We start from the raw sequence: 23,704 nt of genomic DNA on the forward strand, positions 1-23,704 counted from the left end.
TGGGCCATTCAAAACTGGGTGAAACTTCACTATTATTTAACGGTTATTTTTACAAAAATGATATAAAGGAATGTCAAAATCCAGTGGATTTTAAAAAAAGGCAAGAAAAAAGTTAGGATACTGATTGCCATAATAGTAAACTGTGCCTCGAATTATTATCTTTGGCGATTGATCTTGAATAAAAAATTAAAAATATGCTAAGAACACATACTTGTGGAGAATTACGCTTAGAGGATGTGGGCAAAGAGGTAACCCTTTCTGGTTGGGTGCAGAGAGTCCGTAACAAAGGAGGCTTAGTCTGGGTGGATTTGAGGGATCGGTATGGAGTAACCCAATTGATATTTGAGGAAGGGTCCAGCGACAAGGATTTGTTAGAAAAGGCAGCTCATTTGGGAAGGGAATTTGTCATCCAGGCCAAGGGTGAGGTTATTGAAAGAACTTCTAAGAATAATAAAATTCCGACAGGGGATGTGGAGGTGAAAACCACCGGTTTGGAAATTTTAAATGCCGCCAAAGTTCCTCCATTTGTAATAGAGGATGAAACTGATGGAGGGGAAGACTTGCGGATGAAATACAGGTACCTCGACCTTAGAAGGAGAGTGGTCCGTGAAAAGCTGCAGCTAAGGCACCATATGATGCAAGAAACCCGCAAATTTATGGATGCAGAGGACTTTATGGAGGTGGAAACACCTGTCTTGATTAAGTCTACTCCAGAAGGGGCAAGGGACTTTTTGGTACCCAGCAGAGTTAATAAAGGAGAGTTTTATGCTTTGCCCCAGTCTCCTCAAACCTTTAAGCAGTTGTTGATGGTCAGTGGATTTGACCGTTATTTTCAGATTGTCAAATGTTTTAGGGATGAGGACTTAAGGGCAGACCGCCAACCTGAGTTTACCCAAATAGACTGTGAAATGTCTTTTGTTGAACAGGAGGATGTTTTGCAGACTTTTGAAAGACTTACCAAACATCTTTTTTCCAAAGTGAAAAAGGTGGAATTGGGTGAAGTAGAAAGAATGAGCTTCACCGATGCTATGAAATATTATGGCAATGACAAACCTGATTTGAGGTTCGACATGAAATTTGTTGAGCTTAATGATTTGGCTCAAAACAAAGGATTTAATGTATTTGATAATGCGGAGCTGGTAGTTGGGATTTGTGCGCAAGGTGCCGCTGAATATACCAGAAAACAGCTTGATGCCCTGACAAATTGGGTGAAAAGACCACAGATAGGTGCAATGGGTTTGGTATATGTTAAATGCAATGAGGATGGTTCTTTCAAATCCTCTGTGGACAAATTCTACAGTCAGGAGGACCTTGCAGCTTGGGCCGAAAGAATGGGAGCCCATCCCGGAGACTTATTGTTGATACTCTCCGGAGATGCCAACACCACCAGAAAGCAGCTTTCAGAACTTCGATTGAAAATGGGATCTGACCTAGGCTTGAGGGATAAAAATGTATTCAAACCACTTTGGGTATTGGATTTTCCTCTATTGGAGTGGGATGAGGATACCGAAAGATATCATGCCATGCACCACCCCTTTACCTCTCCTAAAAAAGAGGATATCCCATTATTGGAATCTGATCCGGGGGCGGTACGTGCCAATGCCTATGACTTGGTCATCAATGGGGTAGAAATCGGAGGGGGATCTATCAGGATTCACGACAAAAACACCCAGAAGATGATGTTCAAGCATCTTGGCTTTACAGATGAAGAAGCGCAAGAGCAGTTTGGTTTCTTGATGGAAGCGTTTGAATATGGTGCACCGCCACATGGAGGAATTGCTTTTGGTTTTGATAGGCTTTGTGCCATATTTGGAGGAAGTGATTCCATTAGAGATTATATTGCCTTCCCGAAAAACAATTCCGGCAGGGATGTAATGATCGATTCACCAAGTCATATCTCAGAAGACCAATTGGAGGAATTGAGTATCAGATTAGCGATGAAAAAAGAAGTTTAAAACCTTCTTTGATTATAGATTCAAAAGCACTTGTGGAAGTAGAAATGCGGAAGCAAGTGCTTTTTTTTAACCTTGTCTCTTGGTTCTGTTCAAGTTGTGCAAAAGTCCTCCATTTTCTCAATCCTCCCGACCACTCCCCACTATTTTTTTGTTATTGGTCCATGAATCAAATGACTTCGAATTCCCATAACGATAAGCAAATGGGCCAGGGTGAATGTTCCCCTGACCAGTACTTCATCACTTGGGATAGGTCTGAAAAAAATATCCAATGCTTGAATGCTATCTGAAATCATAAAAAGCAAAGCCCCTAAAAACACTTGGGAATAGCTTAAAATATTTGTCCGCTTATATCTTTCCCTTGCAATGGATACCATTAGAACCATAGTCAGGATATAAATAATTATGGGGGTTTTTAGTTGGTTCAATTGATCATTGATCAAATAATATAAAAAGGCAGCCAAAATATAAATAGGCAAGTTGTAAAAGAAAAGCTTGACAAAATTCATCCCTTTAAGTTGTATGGTGTGGGATTGGGTGAGCTTAAAGGCAATGATATAGCAAATCTGGGTGATAAGGTAAGCTCCCCAGCCTAACCAGAAATAAGAAGGAAACAATTTTAGAATATCCCCTGCCAAAAGAAAAATAAGAGCTGTACCCATACTTTTTCTGAGCAAGCTATTTTTGATCAATCGGGTACTGGTGAAAAAATAAATTGTAAGGGAAATTAAAATTAATGGTTTGGTGAAAATCCGGTAAGCATCTATTTGTTGAATGATCATGGCCATATCTGCCAAGCCGGCAAATAGGTATAGGTAGAGCCAGATTATTTCTTTTTTAAGCATGAGTGTTTTGAGAATAAAGCAATATCGCCCAGGGTTTTACCAGGTATAAAAATTGAAATAGGCACAAATGCAAAAAAGTAGTTATTGGCTTCATGTTGGTTATTGGTTGGGCAATTCGGTTGAGAAATGGTTTTTTTCAATGCGGAATGAATTTACAAAAAAATAAAAAAATCCCTAATCAAAGGTGAGGTTAGGTTGCCTAATAAAACTGAAAATATGTGCACCCGTAATTGCGCTTGTAATCTCAATATTTCAATTCAACCAATTAAGGAGTAGTTGTAATTAGGAGAATTTTTAAATCGAAATGCCCTCGGAGACATTTATTAATGGGCTAGCTAATAAATAAAAGAGTGAAACAATAAAAGGATTGATAAATCCCCTGCCGGAAATAGGAAAAGGAATGTATAAAGTTAAAAATTTGGTTAAAAAAGGAGACTGGGAAATAAATCGATGAATATGCTGGGACAGGATAGTGCAGGATGCTGTAAAAGTATTTTTTTAAAAAATTATGCCGTTCACCCAAAATAATACTTTTATGGCCGATGTCAGTTTTGAAAATGAGTTTGAGGTTTTAGTAGATAAAAAACGGCTTGATATAAATAATCCACAAGAATTCATCTCTACGGGAGATGTCGATCTTTGGAATGATTTCAGAAAAGGTAATGAAGGTGCTTTTATCCGGATTTACCATTTATACGCCAATATGCTCTATAATTTTGGTTGTCAAATTTGCTCTGACCATAATAGAGTGAAGGATTCCCTTCAAGATTTTTTTATTTATCTTAGGGAAAAACGGGAAAAGCTGGGGCCTACCAATTCCATTAAACCTTACTTGTTAAAGGCTTTTAAGCGCAGGGTTTTGGAGGATATGAAAAAAAACCACAAACTCATGACCCATGGAGAGGATTTTTATTTCAAAAAGTTCCCAGTAGAACTTTCCTTTGAGACCAAATTCATCCAACAACAGTTTGAAAATGAACAATTAAACCAGTTAAGTGTGGCTTTAGAAAAATTGGGTGAAAAGGAGCGGGAAGCTGTTTATTATTTTTATTATGAAGGGTTAACCTATGAGCAAATAGGGGAAATCATGGGCTTTTCACATATTTCCTCAGCCAGAAGATTAATTTATCGAGCACTGTCTCAACTAAGAAAATTCATGTTGGCCAATTTGGCATTACTACTTGTTGATATTTATTCTTCCTGATATATCAAGGGGTAATTTCTTTTAAATATATACGGGATTGAGTCCCTAATTACAGGGACCATTGAGGGGGCAATTTATCCTGAATAGCAAATTATTTTTCACTGATTTGCATAAATGGTCAGGTTTTTACTTTGGTTTAAATCCCATTTTCAAACGATTTTATTGTTAAAGAATTAAAGCCCAATTTTTTTATGCTATGTTGTATTGATAAAAAAGCCCTTATATCCCATTATTTAGCTGATTTTTGGTGGAGATTAATCCATTGGTGAATTTTTTTTAACCCTGTCCTGAAAAAAAAGTAAAATTTTTTTCAAAAACCCGGTATCATTTTTCAAAGTCTCCCCTTGTAATAGTAAAAGCCTTGAAAAGTGAAGCAAAAACAATCAGAAATATTTCAACAACTGATATCCAGAAAAGATTTTGTCGATTGGGTAAAGCACCCGAATGGTGACCGGAATCAATTTTGGGATAAGTGGCAGAAAGAACACCCTGAAGATATATCAGCTTTAAGGGAGGCTAGGGAGTTTGTTTTGCGGCTTTCTTTCCAGCAAAATCATATGGAAAATGAAGAGTTGGAAGGCATGTTGGGGAAAATCATAGCTAAAGATTCCCCAAAGGAAGTGAAAGGTAATATGGGTCATTTATACAGGGAACCCGTATTCCAATGGGCCAAAGTGGCTGCCATTCTGCTGATCTGTCTTTTGGGGTCCTATATAATCCAAAACCTGACCTTTTCATCACTTCCGCACGAGGAAGTAATGGCTTGGAAATCTGTCAAAAACCCTAGAGGGCAAAAATCAAAAGTAAGCCTTCCTGATGGAACATTGGTTCACCTTAATTATGAAAGTGAATTGAGGTTTCCTGAACAATTTTCGGGTAGTATTAGGGAAGTTGAGTTGATAGGCGAAGGATTTTTTGAGGTAGAACATGATGAGGACCGGCCATTTATTGTCAAGACCGGGGATTTAAAAACGGAAGTGTTGGGTACCACTTTCAATGTCAATGCAATTCCCCATTCCTCTCAGACCAGGGTTTCATTGGTTAGTGGAAAGGTAAAAGTAAAAGCTAAAAATAAAAAGGCTGAATTCCTTTCACCTGGAGAGGAGCTAAGGTTTCAAAAAATTTCAGGAAAAAGCAGCAAAGGACACTTTAATGTAGAGCAGGTTATTTCCTGGAAAGATGGGGTGATCCTATTTCAGGATGCAAGCTTTGAGGAATTTGTGAAAAGGCTTAGCAAATGGTACGGGGTGGACTTTCAGGTATATGGGGACACTCCCAAAAACTGGAAAGTCAATGGCCGCTATGAAAATGAAAAGCTCGAGGAAATACTGGAAGGTTTACAGTTTGTATATGATCTGAAGTATAAAATAGATGGAAAAAATGTTACCATAAAATTTAATTAAAGCCAATTAAAATACATGATGTACAATTAACAACCCAAAATTATGAAAAACACATTACCAAGATTCCCCTGGAAATACGGGGTTTTACTTCTGGGGAGCTGTTTATATTTAAATACTTCCCAGGCCAACCAAAATTTTAAGGGCAATGTCCTTCATGAAGCTGTTGCCATGAGAACTCAGGAAAAAGATTTAAACTCAAGGTTGACTGTCGATTTTGATAATGCTTCTGTCCAGGAAGTTTTTTCCAAGATCCAGTCCAAAACAGGTTTTAAGTTTGTGTACGACAAAAAAACATTGTCCTTGGATCAAACTTTTACCATCAAGGGATCCAATATTACCTTATATGATCTTCTTCAGGAAATCTCCCAAAGTTCTCCATTACGGTTTAAGCAGGTAAATGAAAATATAAATGTAAGAATAGCGGACAATGTTCCCTCAATGGAAGTAGCTGTTGAGATTACTGTCAAAGGAAAAGTAACCGATTCGGATGGAAATCCTCTTCCGGGGGCCTCTATACTAATGGAAGGCACCCAAAATGGAACCGTAACCGATTTGGATGGGAATTATTCCATTGAAGTTCCAGAAGGAGCTAAATTAGTCGTTTCCTATATCGGTTTTCAGAGTAAAAGTATAGCCGTAAATAATCAATCAGTCATTAATGTTGTTTTGGAAAATGACTTTTCTTCCCTGGAAGAAGTGGTCGTAGTGGGTTATGGGGAGGTCAAAAAGAAAGATCTCACTGGAGCGGTAGTTTCCCTTGGCAATAAAGACATTACCAAAAGGGGAACTACCAGCCCGCTTGCTGCCTTGCAAGGACAGGTGGCTGGGGTTAATATTACAGCCAATTCAGGTTTGCCTGGGACTGATTTTGACATCAATATCCGGGGTGTCAACTCCTTGTCAGGTGGATCCCCCCTTTATGTAGTGGATGGGGTCATGACGGATAATATTAATTTTTTGAATCCTAACGATATTGATCGGATTGATATTCTGAAAGACGCTTCTTCAACTGCTATTTATGGTTCCAGAGGTTCCAACGGGGTAGTCATTGTTACTACCAAATCAGGAGAGTTCAGCGAAGGAAAAGCAAGTATCCAGTATTCAGGCTTTGTGGGAATGAGGACCATTTCCAATATTCCAGACTTTTTAAATGCAGAAGAGGCCATAGAATATACCAAAAACCGTGGCATTGTGGGATTGATTTATTCAGGCAGTGAAATCACAGCTCCCGACGGTTTGTTTGGCTTTCCTTCTTCTGGCGATGCCCACGATTACTGGGTAGAAAACCTTGGGAATAAAAATTATTATGACTGGGTAGGGGAATTGACCAAACCGGGATTGAATACCAACCATTTCATTTCTGCTTCAGGAGGTTCCAAAAATGTGAATTATGTAGTAGGAGTAGGATATCAGGGAGATAATGGAAATGTGACTGCCCAGGGTTATGAAAAATATAACTTCAAAGCTAATGTAACGGGTAAAGTTTCTGAAAAATGGGAAATGGGTGCGAACCTGAATTTGGCTTATACTGATAAAGAACTACGAAGTCGGAATGTGATGAAACAGTTGTTTAGAATGCCTCCTTATGCACCGGCTTACAATTCTGAGGGAGATCTGATCCGTCAGCCTATGTTAGGGATTTCTGGAAATGTCAGTCCTTTAGCAGAATTGAAATACAATAAATTCAATACCCAGGAGTATTATCTGGTTTCCAATTTCCACCTGCAATACAAGCCTATTGATGGGATAAGGCTCCGTTCCACTTTATCTCCTAATGTTAAGTTTCAAAGGGTAGGAGAATATTGGGATAAATTATCCACTGGAAGTGGAAACGGTGGCTATATGGCTACTGATCAAAGGTTTTCATATGTATGGGATAATCAATTACACTTGAATAAAACCATAGGTGACCACCAAATTGATTATGATTTTATCTTTTCTATGCTTATGGATAGGAATGAATACCTGTACGGTTTTGGATGGGATTCACCCTTTAATTCTGAGTTTTACAATCTTGGAAGTGCTACTTATTTAAATACAGCAAGTAATTTCTCCAAAAGCACTTTGATGTCTTATACAAACAGGATCAATTACTCTTATAAATCCAAGTACATGTTGACCGCAACAGCTAGATGGGATGGGTCCTCAAGGTTGGCTCCTGGTCATAAATGGGCCTTTTTCCCCTCTGTAGGTTCTGCTTGGATCATTTCCGAAGAGGATTTTCTTCAAGGTTCTTCAGCCCTCAATAACCTTAAATTGAGATTGAGCTTTGGGTACACCGGAAATGACAATATTGCGCCTTATTCCACGCAGTTTGGGGTTAATGACCAAACCTATTATGATTTTAACGGAAATTTGGCCAATGGCTTTAAACCAAGCTCCATTGCCAATAAGGACCTTACTTGGGAGAGAACAAGAGAATGGAACCTTGGGGTTGATTTTGGATTTTACAATAACCGGATTACTGGTGAATTGAATGTGTATGACAAAAAATCCCTTAACCTTTTGATGGAAAGAAAACTGGCCGTTCCAACAGGTTGGGCCTCAATGATGGACAATGTGGGATCAGTAAGCAATAAAGGAATAGAAATACAACTGAACACTGTCAATATTGAAACAGGGGATTTCACTTGGGAAACCAGCTTTAACTTTTCCAAGAACCAAAACAAAATCGTAGAACTTTACGGCAAAAAAGAGGACGATGTACCTAACCGTTGGTTTATCGGTCAGCCTGTGGATGTGGTATATGCTATGGAGTTTGTAGGGGTTTGGCAAAAAGATGAGGTACCAGAAGGTAATAATACCTTGGAAGGAACTGCAAAGGTAAAAGATCAAAATGGTGATGGGGTCATTGATATTGACAATGATATGAAAATTTTGGGCTCCCCACTTCCTTCTTGGACCGGTGGATTGTCTTCCAGCTTTGCTTATAAGAATTTTGACCTATCTGTAAGTCTTTATTCTAAACAAGGGGTCTTCCTTTACAGCCCCTTCCATAGAGAATTTACCGATTTTAACAGTAAGCAGATCTTGGATGTGCCTTATTATATGAGAGAAAATCCAATAACTGAAGCCAGGTACAGCAATACTTATCCGCAACCTCGAAACCAAGGACAATATTGGGGAGAGGATGCAGAGGATTACGGATACCCAGGATACAATAAAGATGCCTCTTTCGTAAGGTTACAAAACATCACTATGGGTTATAATTTGGGTTCCAGTCTTATGGAGAGATTGAGCATTCAAAGTTGCAGGGTATATGTAAATGTGATTAATCCTTTCGTTTGGACCAAATATGATGGATTTGATCCGGAATGGGCAGATGCAAGTATGTCCGGTGAAAATTCCACATCAAACGCCTTCTCTGTTTATCAATTCGGTACCAATATTAAATTTTAAGAAGTCATGAAAAAATCAATATATATAGGACTGATCTCCCTCGGCCTACTTACAGGCTGTTCAGATTTCCTGGAAGAAGAAAATAAAAGTACAGCCACTGCGGAATCATTTTACTTGACTCAGGAAGGGTACAATGCCTTGATAAATTCATGCTATTCTACCCTAAGAGATGTTTATGCTCCGGTTCCCTATATGTTTATTGGAGGCACAGACTTGTTCTTTGGGACAGGACAGGAAGCTCCGCTAGGGCTTACAGCTTATCAAACATTGACTCCTGGAACAAGTCAGGTAGGAAATTTCTTCCAAACATTATACGAAAGTATCCAGGTATCTAATACAGCTTTGCATTATGCAGATTTGACTGCGCAAACCAATGATCTGACTACAAAGAAAGGGGAAGCCCGGTTTTTGAGGGTCTATTATTATTTCCTGTTGGTGCAGCATTTTGGTGGTGTGAGCATTGTATCCGATATGGTTCGGCAACCCATAACCCATTTTGACAGAAATTCTGCTGAAGAGGTGTATAACTTTATCATTGATGAGTTGTTACTTGCTGAGCAGGAGGTGCTGGAAAATCAAAATGACTTTGGAAGAGTAACCAAAAGAGCTGTAAGGCACATGCTGGCCAAAGTGTACCTGACAAAAGGGTATGAGGATTTTGGAAGTTCCAGTGATTTCGAAAAAGCTGCAGAATATGCAGATAAGGCCATTGCCAATGAATCCTTGACGGTTAACTATGAGGATATTTTTGCTTTCCAAAATGATGTCAATCCGGAAATTATTTTTTCGGTGCAATATGATCAAAGTTCCTTGCTGAATGGAGGAAGGCACAACTGGGACACTCCTTTTGGTCCATTGATTACTGGAACAGGAGAAGGGGTTTTTAAACAATTGAGATTGAAAGTTAGTGAATACCTTTGGAAAGTGTATGGAGAATATGATAGCAGGTTTGAGGGGACATTTCTGAATGTTAGAACCTCTCCGTATGTTGGTCATTACTTAGATGAAGATGGTTACCCTATCGATAAATACTATCCAAGAACTGCCGAACAATACGCCGACACGGTAACCTGGAGAGCAGAAGACCTCGAAAACAGGGCTGACACAGAAATTATACCTTTCAATGATTCCTGGTGGCATCTGAATAATCAAAGTGATTATCCTTCACTAAAAAAATTCGACCGGGTTCAGCTGCCGGATGTACGCTATACCCACGATTTGTTTGTGGCCAGATTGGGAGAAACCTATCTCATTGCTGCAGAGGCTTATTTCAAAGCCGGAGACTTGGGGACTGCTACGGAAAGAATCAATGAAGTTCGAAGAAGAGCTGCCATGCCAGGTCATGAAGGAGAAATGATGATAGCCCAAAGTCAAATAGATATTGACTTTATTCTTGACGAAAGGGCAAGAGAATTGGCTGGGGAAGGGCATCGTTGGCATGACCTTAAAAGAACTGGAAAACTGGTGGAGCGAAACAAGCTCTACAACCCACAAGTCTCCCAATTATATGATAATGGACAAGATCCATTTATGGGGGCCAATGGAAACTTGAAAATCCTTAGACCTATACCTTTATCAGTAATCTCACTGGATGCCGGGGACTACCCTCAAAATCCAGCTTATGAGTAAAACAAAAGGGCTGGAATATTATTCCGGTCCTTTTTTGATTCACTCAAAGAATGTTATTCCACAATGTTTAAGAAAAAATTTAACTATCTGTTTTATCTGTTGTTTTTTGTAACACCTTTAACCTTAAAGGCACAATATCCAGAAATCCCACCTGAGGTGGAGAAAGAAGCCGAAAAGATCAATGCGGCTAATGAAAAACATTCAGAGCAAGCTTGGGAAAAGGCTTGGCCGGTAATAAAAGCAGAAATCAAAGAGGGTAAACCTTACCTTCCCTGGGCTTCTACGCCTGGAGATCTTCCCCAGGCGGATATACCCGCATTTCCCGGGGCAGAGGGTGGAGGAGCCTATTCCTTTGGCGGCCGTGGAGGGAAAGTGTTTGTGGTAACCAGCCTGGCAGATCGCGGACCGGGAACTTTCCGGGAGGCTTGTGAAGCAGGAGGTGCACGTTATATTGTATTTAATGTGGCTGGAATAATTCAATTGGAAAGCCCCATAAATATCCGGGCGCCTTATGTTACCATTGCCGGGCAAACAGCTCCTGGAGATGGGGTTTGTATTGCAGGGGCTACGGTGTCGATTGATACCCATGATGTGGTAATCCGCCATATGCGATTCAGAAGAGGGGAAACCGATGTAAGGTTTAGAGATGATGCATTAGGAGGTAATGGTGTTGGCAATATCATAATTGATCATGTTTCTTCAACTTGGGGTTTGGATGAAAATATGTCCATGTACCGGCACATGTATGAGGCTGGAGATGGAAAAAGACACAAACTGCCCACCGTTAATGTCACCATTCAAAACTCCATTTTTGCAGAGGCATTGGATACTTATAACCATTCTTTTGGAAGCACCATTGGAGGTTTGAACAGCACCTTTATGCGAAACCTGTGGGCAAGTAATATTGCCCGGAATGCTTCTGTTGGCATGTATGGAGATTTTGGTTTTGTCAATAATGTCATCTTTAACTGGTGGTACCGTACCATCGATGGTGGAGATCATCGTTCCAGATATAATATTCTTAACAATTATTTTAAACCAGGCCCAATTACTCCTAAGGATGATCCCGTGGGCTTTAGGATCATCAAGCCAGAAGGGGATCGGTCTGTAAAAGACTCTCTTGTATTGGGCAGGTTACATGTCAGTGGTAATATCATGGAAGGTTATGAAGAAATTAATAAAGACAATTGGAATGGCGGAGTCCAGGTGGATGGTAAGCCGGAATTGACTAAAAAATTTGAGCCCTATATCCGGGTGAATGAACCCTTCCCTTTAGCGCAACTGAGCATGATGACGGCAGAGGAAGCCTATGATTTTGTCCTGGAAAATGTAGGTGCCACCCTGCCCAAAAGGGATCCTGTAGATTCCAGAATTGTCCGCCAAGTGAAAACCGGAAAAATCGAATACCAGGAGGGTGGAAAAAGCCATATTGGAAAAGAATTTTTGGTTGGTGGAAGAAGGAGGCTTGATGAAGATTCTTACAATAAAGGGATTATCACGGATGTCAGCCAAGTGGGAGGATATCCAGAATATAATGGAGTACCCTATCAAGATTCAGACAAGGATGGTATGCCTGATGATTGGGAGAAGGACCATGGCTTGAATCCAAATTACCCAGCTGATGCCAATGGAGATCTAAATGGTGATGGATATGATAATATCGAAAAATACATTCATGCCATTCCCACCGATAAAGTAGTGGACTGGACCAAAGTGGGAAATAACTACGATACTTTGTCTAAGAAATATCGTTAAGTTTCTCGCTGAGGCCGCAAAGTTAAATAGATCAAAAATATTTTGTCGAACTGTGGTATGGTCGAATCTTACCTAAGGGAGACTGGTCTTTGGAAGAGCAGCTTTTAACGAATAGTCAAAAAGTACAGCGGTCTTTATTCTTTCCTCTTTGTTCTGTTTTTTAACAAATATTGAGTTGTGATTTACCCTAGGGGATTAATATCTCCTTCAATAACTCTGTAAGGTAATATTAATTGGGTTTGCATTTTTTTTATTCTGACTGCTTCTGCCTCCTTGGTTAGTGAATTGGCCAGGGAGGCGGAAGATTTTTTACATAAATTTTGTCCGGGCAGGAATGTGCAGGATACCAAAGCTGATTTTATTTTAAAAATTTAGGATAGATAAAACCTGTAAAAGGCAAAAGGAATTTCTGCTTTTGGTCAATTTATCCATAAACCCATGAACCGATTTTATAAAAAACTACTTTGGCCCATTTTGGCCTTTTTGTTATTTCAGCCCACTTTAATCCAAGCTGAAGGTAATCCCTCCAAGACTTCTTCTGTGGAGGAAGTGGGGATTTATCGACTCTTTGAAACCCAAATAACTAACTCAAAAAAATACGGTAACCCATTTACTGAGGTTACCCTTGAAGTGCAATTTCAGGCCCCTTCCGGCAGGCTCATCGAATTTTGGGGTTTTTTCGATGGCGATGGCCAGGGAGGGGCTGAAGGCAACATATGGAAAATCCGGTTTTTGCCCGAAGAAACCGGCACCTGGACCTATGTCTATCGCTGGTCTGATGGCAGTGAAGGTGGAAAAGGAACTTTTGAATGTACCCCTGAAAATGCCGGGAAAGGCATTTTGCAACCTTATAATCAAAACCCTCATTGGTTGGCCTATAATGGGACAGATCCCGTTTGGCTAAAATCTTATTATGAAACAGGCCATGGGTCCCTGGGCCAGGATTTTGACTGGATTAAGGAAAATGTTTATCAACCCCTGATCGATCATGGCTATAACCATTTGCAAGTCAATTGGCTGCTTTCACTTTGTTGCTTCAAGCAATATTACCTGGATGGACCAGAACCGGAAACCCTGGATCTGGCCCTTTATAAAGAGGGGAAGCCATTCAGCACCATGAACATGGAGGTTTGGCACCGCATGGAACAGCACCTAGGTTGGCTTAACACCCAGGATGTGGGCGTGCACATGTTTTTAGGAGTGGATGGCAGCCAAAATGAAGGTCCTGCATGGGAAAAGCTTACCCCTGAACAGAAAGATCAGTTTGTAAAATATATGGTGGCCCGCCTGGCACCCTTTGCCAATTTGGCCGGTTGGAATTTTGTCTGGGAAGTACCTGGAGATCGGGAAAGCCATGAACTGGGTTTTGCCAGGTTAGTACAGAAATATGATGTTTTTGATCATCTCCGAACTTATGAAGATGAATTTCCCCGGGAAAATGAATATCAACGTAATGAATACAGCTTTGCAGCCGTAGAAAATCATCAGATCGCAGCACCGGATAAAGACCAGGAACGCCACTTATGGAGGTCCGCTTGGACCCATCATATGGCCTGCTTGCTCGGGTATGAAGGCAAACCAGTATTTATGAGTGAAGGCAATGCATTGTGGAGAAGGTTTTGGCATGAAAGGGTGGGTGCAGATCAGGATGATTTGAGAAGAGGCGCTTGGGCCTGTGCTACAGCTGGAGCCTCTTTTACCTGGAACGGCCATGCAAAAGAGTATGAACTTTATGCTGGAGGTCCTTCTGGATTGCCCTTCAATGATCAAAATCCATTTCAAACTTCAGAAAAATACATCCAAATTTTGGCTAAGGTCATGCAGGACAAAGTGGATTTCTACCAAATGAAACCTCATGATGAGTTATTGGCCCACCATCAGGTGCTAAGGGTGTATGCTTTAGCTCAACCGGGCCAGCAATATGTGGTTTTTGCTCCAGGTGGGGAGTCATTTTCCCTGCAGCTCGAAAAGGGAGCATATTCAAAAATAACCTGGATTGATTCGAAATCAGGTGAAGAAATAACCGGCAGCCAAGTTCAAGCTGGGGAAAATCCGGTAAACTTTCAAGCGCCCAACCAAGAGACCGATTGGGTATTGGTAGTGAAAAAATAAAAACAGAAAATAAAAATGTTCAACTAAGGATTAGTCAGAAGTCCTTAGTTGAACATCTAAAACCTACATTATGATATTTAAAGGACAAGGATTAAAGCAAATTACGCTAGGTGTAATAATAGGAAACAGGGATTTCTTTCCAGACAAATTGGTTTCTGAGGCAAGGGCAGATATCCTGGATTGTTTGAAAAAATTAAACATCAACCCTGTTATTCTGGATGACCAGGAAACTAAATTGGGAGGGGTAGAAACTTTCCAGGAGGCAGTAAAATGTGCCGAACTGTTCAGGCAGCACCGTGATGAGATCATGGGAATTTTAGTCGTACTGCCCAATTTTGGGGATGAACGGGGAGTTGCCGAAACTCTGAAATTGGCCGGGTTAAATGTGCCGGTCTTGGTTCATGGGTATCCCGATGACCTGAATAAATTGGATGTGGCCCGCAGAAGGGATGCCTGGTGTGGAAAAATTTCCGTTTGCAATAACCTGTACCAGTTTGGAATCCCATATTCCCTGACCTCCAGCCATGTAGTTCACCCTACTAATCCAGAATTTGAAAAAGACCTTCAGGATTTTACTGCCGTTTGTCGTGTGGTCAAAGGCCTTCGCAATGCCCGTATCGGAGCCATTGGGGCCAGGCCAGGCGGGTTTAACACCGTCCGCTATAGTGAAAAGCTGTTGCAGAGAAGTGGCGTGTCGGTGACCACTATTGACCTTTCCGAGATTTTAGGCAGGGCCAATAAGCTGGATCATGAGGAATCCAGGGTCAAGGAAAGACTTGACAGAATCAAAGATTATGCTCCCGTGGGTAATACCCCTCAAAAGGCCTTGTTTCAGATTGCCAAGATGGACGTCATCCTTAATGAATTTATGGAGGAAAATGCCCTGGATGCCACTGCCATCCAATGTTGGACTTCGGTGCAGCAAAATTATGGCTGTAATGTGTGTACCAGTATGTCTATGATGAGTGAAAATATGATGCCCAGTGCCTGTGAGGTGGATGTTACAGGGACTTTGACCATGTATGCCATGCAGTTGGCTTCGGGCTCTCCGAGTGCCCTTGTGGATTGGAACAACAACTATGCTGATGACCCTGAAAAATGTGTGCTTTTCCATTGTGGTAACTGGGCCAAATCTTTCTTGCCGGATATCGAGATTAGTACTGCTCCTATTTTGGGAACTACGGTAGGCGAGGAAAATACGTATGGTGCCCTTTCGGGAAGAACCCCAGCAACCCCATTGACTTATGGCCGGATCAGCACAGATGACCCCCAAGGCAAAATCAAAGCCTACATTGGAGAAGGACAGTTGACGGATGATGAGTTGAATACTTTTGGTAACCGTGCCGTTTCCCAGATCCCAAATTTACAAGGTTTGATGCAGTATGTCTGCAAAAACGGGTTTGAGCACCATGTGGTAATGAATGCTTCCCATACCGCAGGAATTCTTGAAGAAGCCTATGAAAATTACATGGGATGGGAGGTTTATAAACATGGAAGTAACGGCAGTAAATAAACCACAAAACAACAAGCCATGACAACAAGAGAATTAGAAATAAAATCACTGGAATACAGGAAAAAAATCCTCCAATATATCAAGGGGGCCAATGCAGGTCATACCGGGGGGAGCCTTTCCTGTACCGATATCCTCAATGTACTGTACAATGAGGTCATGAATGTTTCACCTGAAAATTTTAAGGATCCCAACCGTGACCGCTATATCCAAAGCAAGGGCCACTCAGTGGAGGCTTTGTTTGTAGTGCTGGCTGATCAAGGTTTTTATCCGGAATCGGAATTGGAATCCCTTTGCCAGTATCAAAGCCACTTTATTGGTCACCCAACCAAAAAGGTGCCAGGTGTTGAACAAAATACCGGTGCCCTGGGCCATGGTCTGCCCATTTGTGTGGGGACCGCCCTGGCGGCAAAAATGGATGAATTGGATTATAAGGTATTTACCCTTTTGGGAGATGGTGAATTGATGGAAGGTTCTAACTGGGAAGCTGCTATGGCAGCCTCGCACTACAAGCTGGATAACCTTGTGGCCATTTTGGATTATAACAAACTACAGATTACCGGGGCAACTAAAGATGTCTGCAATTCGGATCCTATCGACAGCAAGTTTGAAGCCTTTGGTTGGAATGTGAAGCATGTGGATGGCAATGATATTGCAGCCCTTAAGGAGGCTTTTCAAGAGGTTCCTTTTGAGGAGGGCAAACCCAACTTGGTTATTGCCCATACCATCAAAGGCAAAGGCATCAGTTTTATGGAAAACAATGTCAAATGGCATCATGGCGTTCCCAATGACGAGCAATATGCTGCAGCCCAACAGGAGTTGGATGCCCAATTAGAAAGTTTATCTAAACCAGCAATCAAATGAGCGTAAATACAGCAACTCAAAATACATTAAAAGAAGGAAAAGCCAACCTGGAGGTTTTTTCGGCCACCCTACAGGATTTGGCAGCCAATGACCGGCAAATAGTAGCCGTAACCAGCGATTCCAGAGGGTCTGGGAAATTGGTGCCTTTCGCCGAGAAATTCCCGGAACAGATCGTTGAAGTTGGCATTGCAGAGCAGAATTTGGTGGGCATTGCTGCTGGATTGGCTTCTGCAGGGAAAAAAGCTTTTGCCGTTTCCCCTGCCTGCTTTTTAACGGCCAGGTCATTGGAACAAATCAAAAATGATGTGGCCTATTCCGATAATCCGGTCAAGGTCATCGGTATCAGTGCAGGGGTAAGTTACGGGGCTTTGGGATCCACCCACCATAGTTTGCATGATTTTGCCGTTTTGAGGGCCGTGAACAATATTTCTGTGGTTGCTCCTGCGGACAATTATGAAACGGAAATGGCCATCAGGCAAGCTGCAGTATCAGATGCACCAGTTTATATCCGCTTTGGGAAAAAGCCTTTGCCATTCCTTTCAGAAAAAGATGATTTTGAATTTGGGAAGGGCAGGGTGATCCGTGAAGGTAAAGACCTGATGATTGTGGCTACTGGTGAGACCGTTCTTCCAGCATTGCAAGCAGCTTTTAAATTAGAATCCCAGGGAATCCAGGCAGGGGTGATCAGTATGCACACTATCAAACCTTTGGATACGGAATTGCTTTCCCAAGTAGCTAAGAGCTATCCAGCCATCTTGACGGTAGAAGAGCATAGTGTTTATGGCGGATTAGGCGAAGCCTGTGCTTCCTATTTAATGGAAAACGGCTTTAATAACAAGTTTAAAATCATGGGCATTCCAGATGAATATACTGTGACAGGCTCCCAAATGGCCATCTTTAACCATTATGGAATTTCAGAAGAAGGCATTGCTGAGCAAGCATTGAAATTATTGCAGTAAGCCTTGAAGGGATTTTAACCCTTCAAGGCTCGGTGACTTAATTAATTGATTACAATGAATACCAAAATACCCATACCTAAATTTACCCCATACCTGATCCTTTTACTATCCATGGTCATCACTTTATTGCCAGGTTGTAAGAGCGAATCAGCTACCTCCATTTCCAAGGGAAAAGTGGCCGTTATTGTGTCCACCTTGAATAATCCCTGGTTTGTGGTGTTGGCAGAAACAGCAGCCCAGGAAGCAGAATCCTTGGGTTATGAAGTCAATATTTTTGATTCACAAAATAATACGGCTTTGGAAACCAACCATTTTGAAAATGCCATCACGGCTGGTTACCAGGCCATCCTCTTTAATCCTACGGATGCAGAGGGTTCTGTAAGTAATGTGGTCAAAGCGGCAGATGCGGACATTGCTGTTTTTTGTATGGACCGTGAAGTCAATTCTGATAAGGCCACTTCCCAGATTTTATCGGACAACTATTCAGGATGTGTTTCCCTGGGGAAATACTTTGTGGATCAGTTGGATAAAAAAGGCAACTATGTAGAACTCCTTGGATTGGTGGGGGACAACAATACCTGGAACCGTTCAAAAGGCTTCCATAGTGTAGTGGATTTTTATCCGGAACTGAAAATGGTAGCCCAGCAAAGTGCAGATTTTGACCGCAATAAAGCCATGGAAGTGATGGAATCCATATTACAGGTTCATCAGGATATTGATGCTGTTTTTTGCGGCAATGATGCTATGGCCATGGGAGCCTATCAGGCCTTGAAGGCGGCAGGAATGCAGGATGAAGTCAAAGTTTTTGGATTTGATGGTGCAGCCGATGTAGTTGATGCGGTCAAAGATGGAAGAATTACTGCCACCGCCATGCAGTTTCCCAAAATCATGGCCAAAACCGCTGCCCAATTGGCAGATAAATACATCCAGGGAGAAAGGGATTTTGATAAAAAATTACCGGTGGATGTAGAACTCGTGCACAAGGGAAATGTAGAATATTATAAGGCATACGGTAAAAAGGAGGAATCATGAAAAGAAAAGTCATAAAAAGAATTGTCGTTGCCGGCATTCTATTAACTGGATTGGCAAGTTCTATTTCCATAAAAAAATTGGATAAAGTAAGAGCAGAAGCCGAAGCTGGAAAATTTGATCCAGTGGCTTATGCGCAGGATTTTTGGGACAATGAATTGATGCCCAACCTGGGGGGAGCCACTCTGCTTTCCCACTTGATTCCCTTATTGGACCAAAACCCCGAAAAGGCTTTTAATGAATATTCCAAAGCCCTGGGGATCGGAAATATCCGGTTTTTTATGGTCCAGGGAAAAGGTGAGATCCGGGAAATTGATGAAAATGAAATTACCGTGATGGTCCAAACGGAAGAAGGATTCCATCCGGTGCGAATTGCCACCGAATACATTTTTGGCAATGCGGTTCGGGACGCCAGTGGAAGAGTAGACATGGCAGATTTTGAACAGACCATGGATTTCAACAATGTTTCCGCAGAAATCAACCAGTTGATTCGGAAGGAGGTTTTGCCCGGATTAAAACAAAATTCCCAAGTGGGAGATAAAATCACATTTTATGGGGCCATTGAGATGAATAAGGAGCAGGTGAATCTCAGTGATTTGGAGATCATCCCTGTAAAAGTAGGTTTTGAGGAAAGTAAGAAATTGGTGGAGAATGCTGGCAGTTGAGAATATTACCAAGGAATTTACAGGAGTAAAGGCCTTAAAAGGGGTCAGTCTAGAGCTGAAAGCGGGTATGGTAACGGCCATCATTGGTGAAAATGGGGCCGGAAAATCCACCCTGATGAAAATCCTTTCCGGAGTTTATCCTGATTACGAAGGGACGATCTATTATCAAGGGGAGCCTGTTAAGTTTAAAAACACCAAGGAAGCCCAGGAAAAGGGAATTTGCATCATCCATCAGGAACTGAACCTGATTCCCCATTTGAGCATCCGTGAAAATATTTTTTTAGGCAGGGAGCCAGAAACCCAATTGGGTTTTTTGGATGTGCCATTGATGCATGAAGCTTCTGTCAAGTTATTAAAGCGCTTGAAGCTGGATGTGGATCCTGAAACCCCGGTAAACAAATTAAAAGTTGGCCAACAGCAATTGGTTGAAATTGCCAAGGCTTTATCCCTGGAAAGCCAGGTGATCATTATGGACGAACCCACTTCTGCCATAAGTGATAGTGAGGTGGAGGTGCTATTTGGCATTATCCGGGACCTTATCGCTGAAGGGAAGGCCATTGCTTATATTTCTCATAAGCTGGATGAGCTATTCAAAATTGCTGAACGCTATGTGGTGCTCCGGGATGGGGAATTGATTGAGGCGGGAGAAATGAAAGGAATGACTGAGGATGCCCTGATCCAAAAAATGGTAGGAAGGGAAATTGTCATCCAAAGAAATAAAACCAAAAAAGAGTTTACCGAAAAAGTACTTTCCGCAAAAAATATATCCCTGCCTCATCCTCAGAGGCCAGATAAGCAGTTATTGAAAAATATTTGTTTTGAGCTGGGCAAAGGAGAGGTGGTTGGCATTTTTGGATTGATGGGAGCGGGGAGAACTGAATTAATGGAAACCCTTTTCGGAATGCATCCCAGCAGTTCTGGTGAGTTGTGCATTGATGGTGAAGCGGGCCATTTCCATTCTCCCAAGGAGGCCATGGAGGCGGGTTTAGCTTTGGTTCCAGAAGACAGAAAGCAAGATGGGCTTGTGCTTTGCATGGATATTGGGACCAATTCCAGCCTTACTGTTGTAGATAATTTGCTTTCCGCAGGCTTGTTGGATGCCAAGAAAGAAAGTGATTTGGCTCAAAAGTATATGGGTGAACTGAAAATCAAGGCCACCTCTGCCCATCAGGTAGTGGAAAAACTGAGTGGGGGCAACCAGCAAAAGGTGGTTCTGGCCAAATGGATGGCAACCAAGCCGAAAGTACTCATGCTGGATGAGCCTACACGTGGTATTGATATCAATGCCAAAAATGAAATTTACAAATTGATCAAACAATTGGCTTCAGAAGGTTTGGGACTGATTGTGGTTTCCTCCGAATTGCCCGAAATCCTGGCCATTTCTGACCGGGTATTGGTGATGGCAGAAGGAAAAATGACAGCTAATATCCAGGTCAATGAAAATACATCAGAAGATGAAATTCTAAGGGCGGCTATTATTGACAACCGCTGATTAACTTGAATTAAAATGATTGCAATAAAAAAACAAATCCCCTCGCTGGCAAAATTTCAATCCATGATTGCGCTGTTGGCGCTTTGCCTGGTATTGAGTTTGCTTTCCGAACAATTTTTGACCCTGGCCAATGGTTGGAATGTCATGCGGCAGGTGTCCGTAAATATCTGCATTTCCGTGGGCATGACCCTGGTTATTTTGACGGCAGGAATTGACCTTTCGGTAGGATCCATCTTGGCCTTATGTGGGGCAGTAACGGCTTCCCTGATCAAAAACGGTATTGCCTGGGAAGCCATGAACCTGTACATCGGCTTTGCCCCCCTGGGTGCTGTCATCGTCGGAGTGGCTTTAGGTTTTGGCTTGGGTTGGTTCAATGGCTGGACCATCACCAAGTTCAAAGTGCCCCCCTTTGTGGCCACCCTGGCTATGCTGACCATTGCCCGTGGATTGACCATGCTCTGGACTCAAGGTTTTCCTATCAATGGTTTGGGAGAAAAATTTGCCTATCTGGGAACGGGTTGGTTTATCGGAATTCCCATGCCCGTTTGGATTACAGGAGCGATAGTTGGTGCTGCGGTTTTACTGACCACCAAGACCAAATTTGGCCGGTATGTATATGCTATCGGAGGAAATGAAAGGGCAGCCCGGCTTTCCGGAATCAATATCAGCAGGGTCAAAATGACCGTTTATGCCATTGCCGGCGGCTTGGCAGCTGTGGGTGGTATGATCGTGACTTCCCGCTTGGACTCTGCTCAGCCCAATGCTGGGATAAGCTATGAATTGGATGCTATTGCTGCAGTGGTAATCGGGGGGACTTCTCTTTCCGGAGGTAAAGGTAGCATCATGGGGGCTGTGTTGGGTGGTATCATCATTGGTGTACTTAATAATGGCTTGGTATTGCTCAATGTTAGCCCATTCTGGCAACAGGTGGTCAAAGGAGCCGTGATTCTTTTGGCCGTCATGATCGATAAAGCCAATTCAAAAGAAGAATAGTGATTGCTCGTAGAGGCGCCAAGGCCACAATGGAATTGGAAGATTGTTAAAAAATTAGTAGCCAGAGAAAATATTAACTGCAATGTGGGCTAAGAATTCGCAAAGATTATCGCCAAAAAATCTTGCCACCTTAGCGCATTATTTTGCAATCCTTGCAGTAAATCCAAAAACTCATGAAAAAAGAAAACCAATATATATTATCTATTGATCAGGGAACCAGTGGAACCAAAACTTTGATATTTGATCAGGAGGGGCAACAGGTGGTGAAAGGTTCGGTTCCTTTGAAAACCCATTACCTTGATGGGGGCTGGGTGGAACAGGAACCTGAAGCTATTTATCAAAATGTCCTGGAAGCGGTTCAGCAATGCTTGAAAGAATTTGAGCAAAAAGGGGGGAGCCTTGATCAAATCCAGGCTTGTGGCATTTCCAACCAGAGAGAAACCTTCGTGCTTTGGGATAAGGAAGGAAAACCCCTTTATAATGCGGTGGTCTGGCAATGTAAACGTTCCATTGAAATTTGTGAGCAACTAAAATCCAGAGGCTTGGAGCCCATGATCCGTGAAAAGACCGGATTGATCATTGATCCCTATTTTTCGGGTACCAAGCTGATCTGGTTGTACGAAAATAAAACAAAGGTAAAATCAGCCATTGATGAGCGCAAAGCCTATTTTGGGACTGTGGATACTTGGTTGCTTTACAAGCTGACCAATGGACAGGAATATAAAACCGATTATACCAATGCTTCCAGAACACTCTTTTTTAATCTGGAAACCCTGGATTGGGATCAGGAATTATTAGATCAATTTAACCTTTCCGGACTGAATTTACCGGAAGTGGGGCCATCCTCTGCAGATTTTGGACAATCTGATTTTGGGGGGATTTTGAAGCAACCTGTGAAGGTGAATTCCATGATCGGTGATTCCCATGCAGCGGCATTTGGGGAGGAATGTTTTGCCCCGGGTACGGCCAAAGCCACCTTGGGGACTGGTTGTTCGGTTTTGATGAATATTGGAGAAAAGCCAAAGGTCTCCGGGCACGGCATGGTGACCACCATTTGCTGGAGCACTGAAGGGCAGGTCAATTATGCTTTGGAGGGAGTGATTGTCACTTGTGGGGCGACAATAGAGTGGCTGAAAAATGAATTGGGGCTGATAGAAAATAGCAAGGAAACAGAAGAAATTGCCCTGTCACTGGAATCCAACCAGGGAGTTTACCTGGTCCCTGCCTTTAGTGGCCTTGGGGCCCCCCATTGGGATATGAAGCGGAAAGCTGCCTTGGTAGGAATAACTTTCGACTCTACCAAAAAACATATCGTCCGGGCTGCTTTGGAATCTATTCCCTACCAAATCAAAGATGTCATTGCTGCGATGGAAGCGGATTCAGGTTTGGATTTGAAAGCATTGAATATAGATGGAGGCATCAGTGCCAATGGATTTGTTACCCAATTTTTATCCGATCTTTTATCGAAACCTGTGGTCAATGTGGGCATACCGGATGTTTCCGCCCTAGGGGCAGCATATTTAGCAGGTCTAAAAGCGGGGGTGTATGAAAGTTTGGAACAACTTCAATATCTTCAAAACAAAAACCAAATCATTCCCAATGGCAAAGGGGAGTCGGTTCAATTGGCCTATGAAGGTTGGAAGAAAGCACTAGCAAACGGAGGGTAATTCTATGCCAAATGTTGAATATTAGCCTGAAGGTTTAAATCAAAAATAATAACTTTAACTGCCCTTTCAGGGCGTATTCACCATATTTCATTTGCGGGTTCCGGAATTTGACCAAAATCCGATTAAATGTGTCAGATTTTAGAATTTGTGGGTGGATTTTAGTGAAATCAGACTGAAAACCTATCTCAGTTTAGCCAAGGGCAAGGCCCTTGGCATGGTTGCATTG

The 23,704-nt window shown here is 42.0% G+C and carries 16 protein-coding genes; 15 read left to right on the forward strand and 1 reads right to left on the reverse strand.

Annotated elements, in window-relative coordinates; all coding sequences use genetic code 11:
* Nucleotides 1-194: 194 nt before the first annotated feature.
* A complete protein-coding gene (gene aspS, locus QWY93_RS08275; RefSeq protein ID WP_290247722.1) occupies nt 195-1,955 on the forward strand; it encodes an aspartate--tRNA ligase in 1,761 nt (586 codons plus the stop codon).
* Between the two features lie 140 nt (nt 1,956-2,095).
* On the opposite strand, the gene QWY93_RS08280 is transcribed toward aspS, so the two are convergent.
* Nucleotides 2,096-2,797 carry a lysoplasmalogenase gene (locus QWY93_RS08280; protein WP_290247723.1) on the reverse strand — a complete coding sequence of 234 codons (702 nt, stop codon included), beginning with the start codon at nt 2,795-2,797 and terminating at the stop codon, nt 2,096-2,098.
* Nucleotides 2,798-3,305: 508 nt separating this feature from the next.
* Between QWY93_RS08280 and QWY93_RS08285 the strand changes: the two genes are divergently transcribed.
* From QWY93_RS08285 to QWY93_RS08350, 14 genes are all read left to right on the forward strand, one after another.
* On the forward strand, nt 3,306-4,001 hold the full coding sequence (locus QWY93_RS08285) for an RNA polymerase sigma factor (RefSeq protein WP_290247724.1): 696 nt from the start codon (nt 3,306-3,308) through the stop codon (nt 3,999-4,001).
* A gap of 368 nt (nt 4,002-4,369) precedes the next feature.
* Nucleotides 4,370-5,404 carry a FecR family protein gene (locus tag QWY93_RS08290; RefSeq protein ID WP_290247725.1) on the forward strand — a complete coding sequence of 345 codons (1,035 nt, stop codon included), beginning with the start codon at nt 4,370-4,372 and terminating at the stop codon, nt 5,402-5,404.
* 42 nt (nt 5,405-5,446) lie between these two features.
* Entirely contained in the window at nt 5,447-8,803 is a 3,357-nt protein-coding gene (locus QWY93_RS08295) for a SusC/RagA family TonB-linked outer membrane protein (RefSeq protein ID WP_290247726.1), read from the forward strand.
* Nucleotides 8,804-8,809: 6 nt separating this feature from the next.
* On the forward strand, nt 8,810-10,432 hold the full coding sequence (locus tag QWY93_RS08300; protein ID WP_290247727.1) for a RagB/SusD family nutrient uptake outer membrane protein: 1,623 nt from the start codon (nt 8,810-8,812) through the stop codon (nt 10,430-10,432).
* Between the two features lie 63 nt (nt 10,433-10,495).
* Nucleotides 10,496-12,187: a pectate lyase family protein gene (locus tag QWY93_RS08305; protein ID WP_290247728.1), complete on the forward strand. Its 1,692-nt coding sequence runs from the start codon at nt 10,496-10,498 to the stop codon at nt 12,185-12,187.
* A 438-nt stretch (nt 12,188-12,625) separates the two neighbouring features.
* Nucleotides 12,626-14,299, forward strand: coding sequence for a DUF5060 domain-containing protein (locus tag QWY93_RS08310; RefSeq protein ID WP_290247729.1), 1,674 nt, complete (start codon nt 12,626-12,628; stop codon nt 14,297-14,299).
* Nucleotides 14,300-14,369: 70 nt separating this feature from the next.
* Nucleotides 14,370-15,812: an L-fucose/L-arabinose isomerase family protein gene (locus QWY93_RS08315; RefSeq protein ID WP_290247730.1), complete on the forward strand. Its 1,443-nt coding sequence runs from the start codon at nt 14,370-14,372 to the stop codon at nt 15,810-15,812.
* An 18-nt stretch (nt 15,813-15,830) separates the two neighbouring features.
* Nucleotides 15,831-16,673 (forward strand): transketolase, encoded by an 843-nt coding sequence (locus QWY93_RS08320; RefSeq protein ID WP_290247731.1) that lies wholly within the window; start codon nt 15,831-15,833, stop codon nt 16,671-16,673.
* Complete coding sequence (locus QWY93_RS08325; RefSeq protein ID WP_290247733.1) at nt 16,670-17,632, forward strand: transketolase family protein; 963 nt, start codon at nt 16,670-16,672, stop codon at nt 17,630-17,632. The genes QWY93_RS08320 and QWY93_RS08325 overlap by 4 nt, the downstream gene beginning before the upstream one ends.
* 54 nt (nt 17,633-17,686) lie before the next feature.
* Nucleotides 17,687-18,664 carry a D-ribose ABC transporter substrate-binding protein gene (locus QWY93_RS08330; protein ID WP_353959627.1) on the forward strand — a complete coding sequence of 326 codons (978 nt, stop codon included), beginning with the start codon at nt 17,687-17,689 and terminating at the stop codon, nt 18,662-18,664.
* Entirely contained in the window at nt 18,661-19,326 is a 666-nt protein-coding gene (locus QWY93_RS08335; protein WP_290247734.1) for a DUF2291 domain-containing protein, read from the forward strand. The genes QWY93_RS08330 and QWY93_RS08335 overlap by 4 nt, the downstream gene beginning before the upstream one ends.
* A complete protein-coding gene (locus QWY93_RS08340) occupies nt 19,286-20,818 on the forward strand; it encodes a sugar ABC transporter ATP-binding protein (protein ID WP_353959628.1) in 1,533 nt (510 codons plus the stop codon). The genes QWY93_RS08335 and QWY93_RS08340 overlap by 41 nt, the downstream gene beginning before the upstream one ends.
* A 15-nt stretch (nt 20,819-20,833) precedes the next feature.
* Nucleotides 20,834-21,811 (forward strand): ABC transporter permease, encoded by a 978-nt coding sequence (locus tag QWY93_RS08345; protein WP_290247735.1) that lies wholly within the window; start codon nt 20,834-20,836, stop codon nt 21,809-21,811.
* A gap of 173 nt (nt 21,812-21,984) precedes the next feature.
* Nucleotides 21,985-23,478 carry an FGGY family carbohydrate kinase gene (locus QWY93_RS08350; protein ID WP_290247737.1) on the forward strand — a complete coding sequence of 498 codons (1,494 nt, stop codon included), beginning with the start codon at nt 21,985-21,987 and terminating at the stop codon, nt 23,476-23,478.
* Nucleotides 23,479-23,704: the final 226 nt, after the last annotated feature.

The sequence above is a fragment of the Echinicola jeungdonensis genome (genome assembly GCF_030409905.1).
Taxonomy (GTDB): domain Bacteria; phylum Bacteroidota; class Bacteroidia; order Cytophagales; family Cyclobacteriaceae; genus Echinicola; species Echinicola jeungdonensis.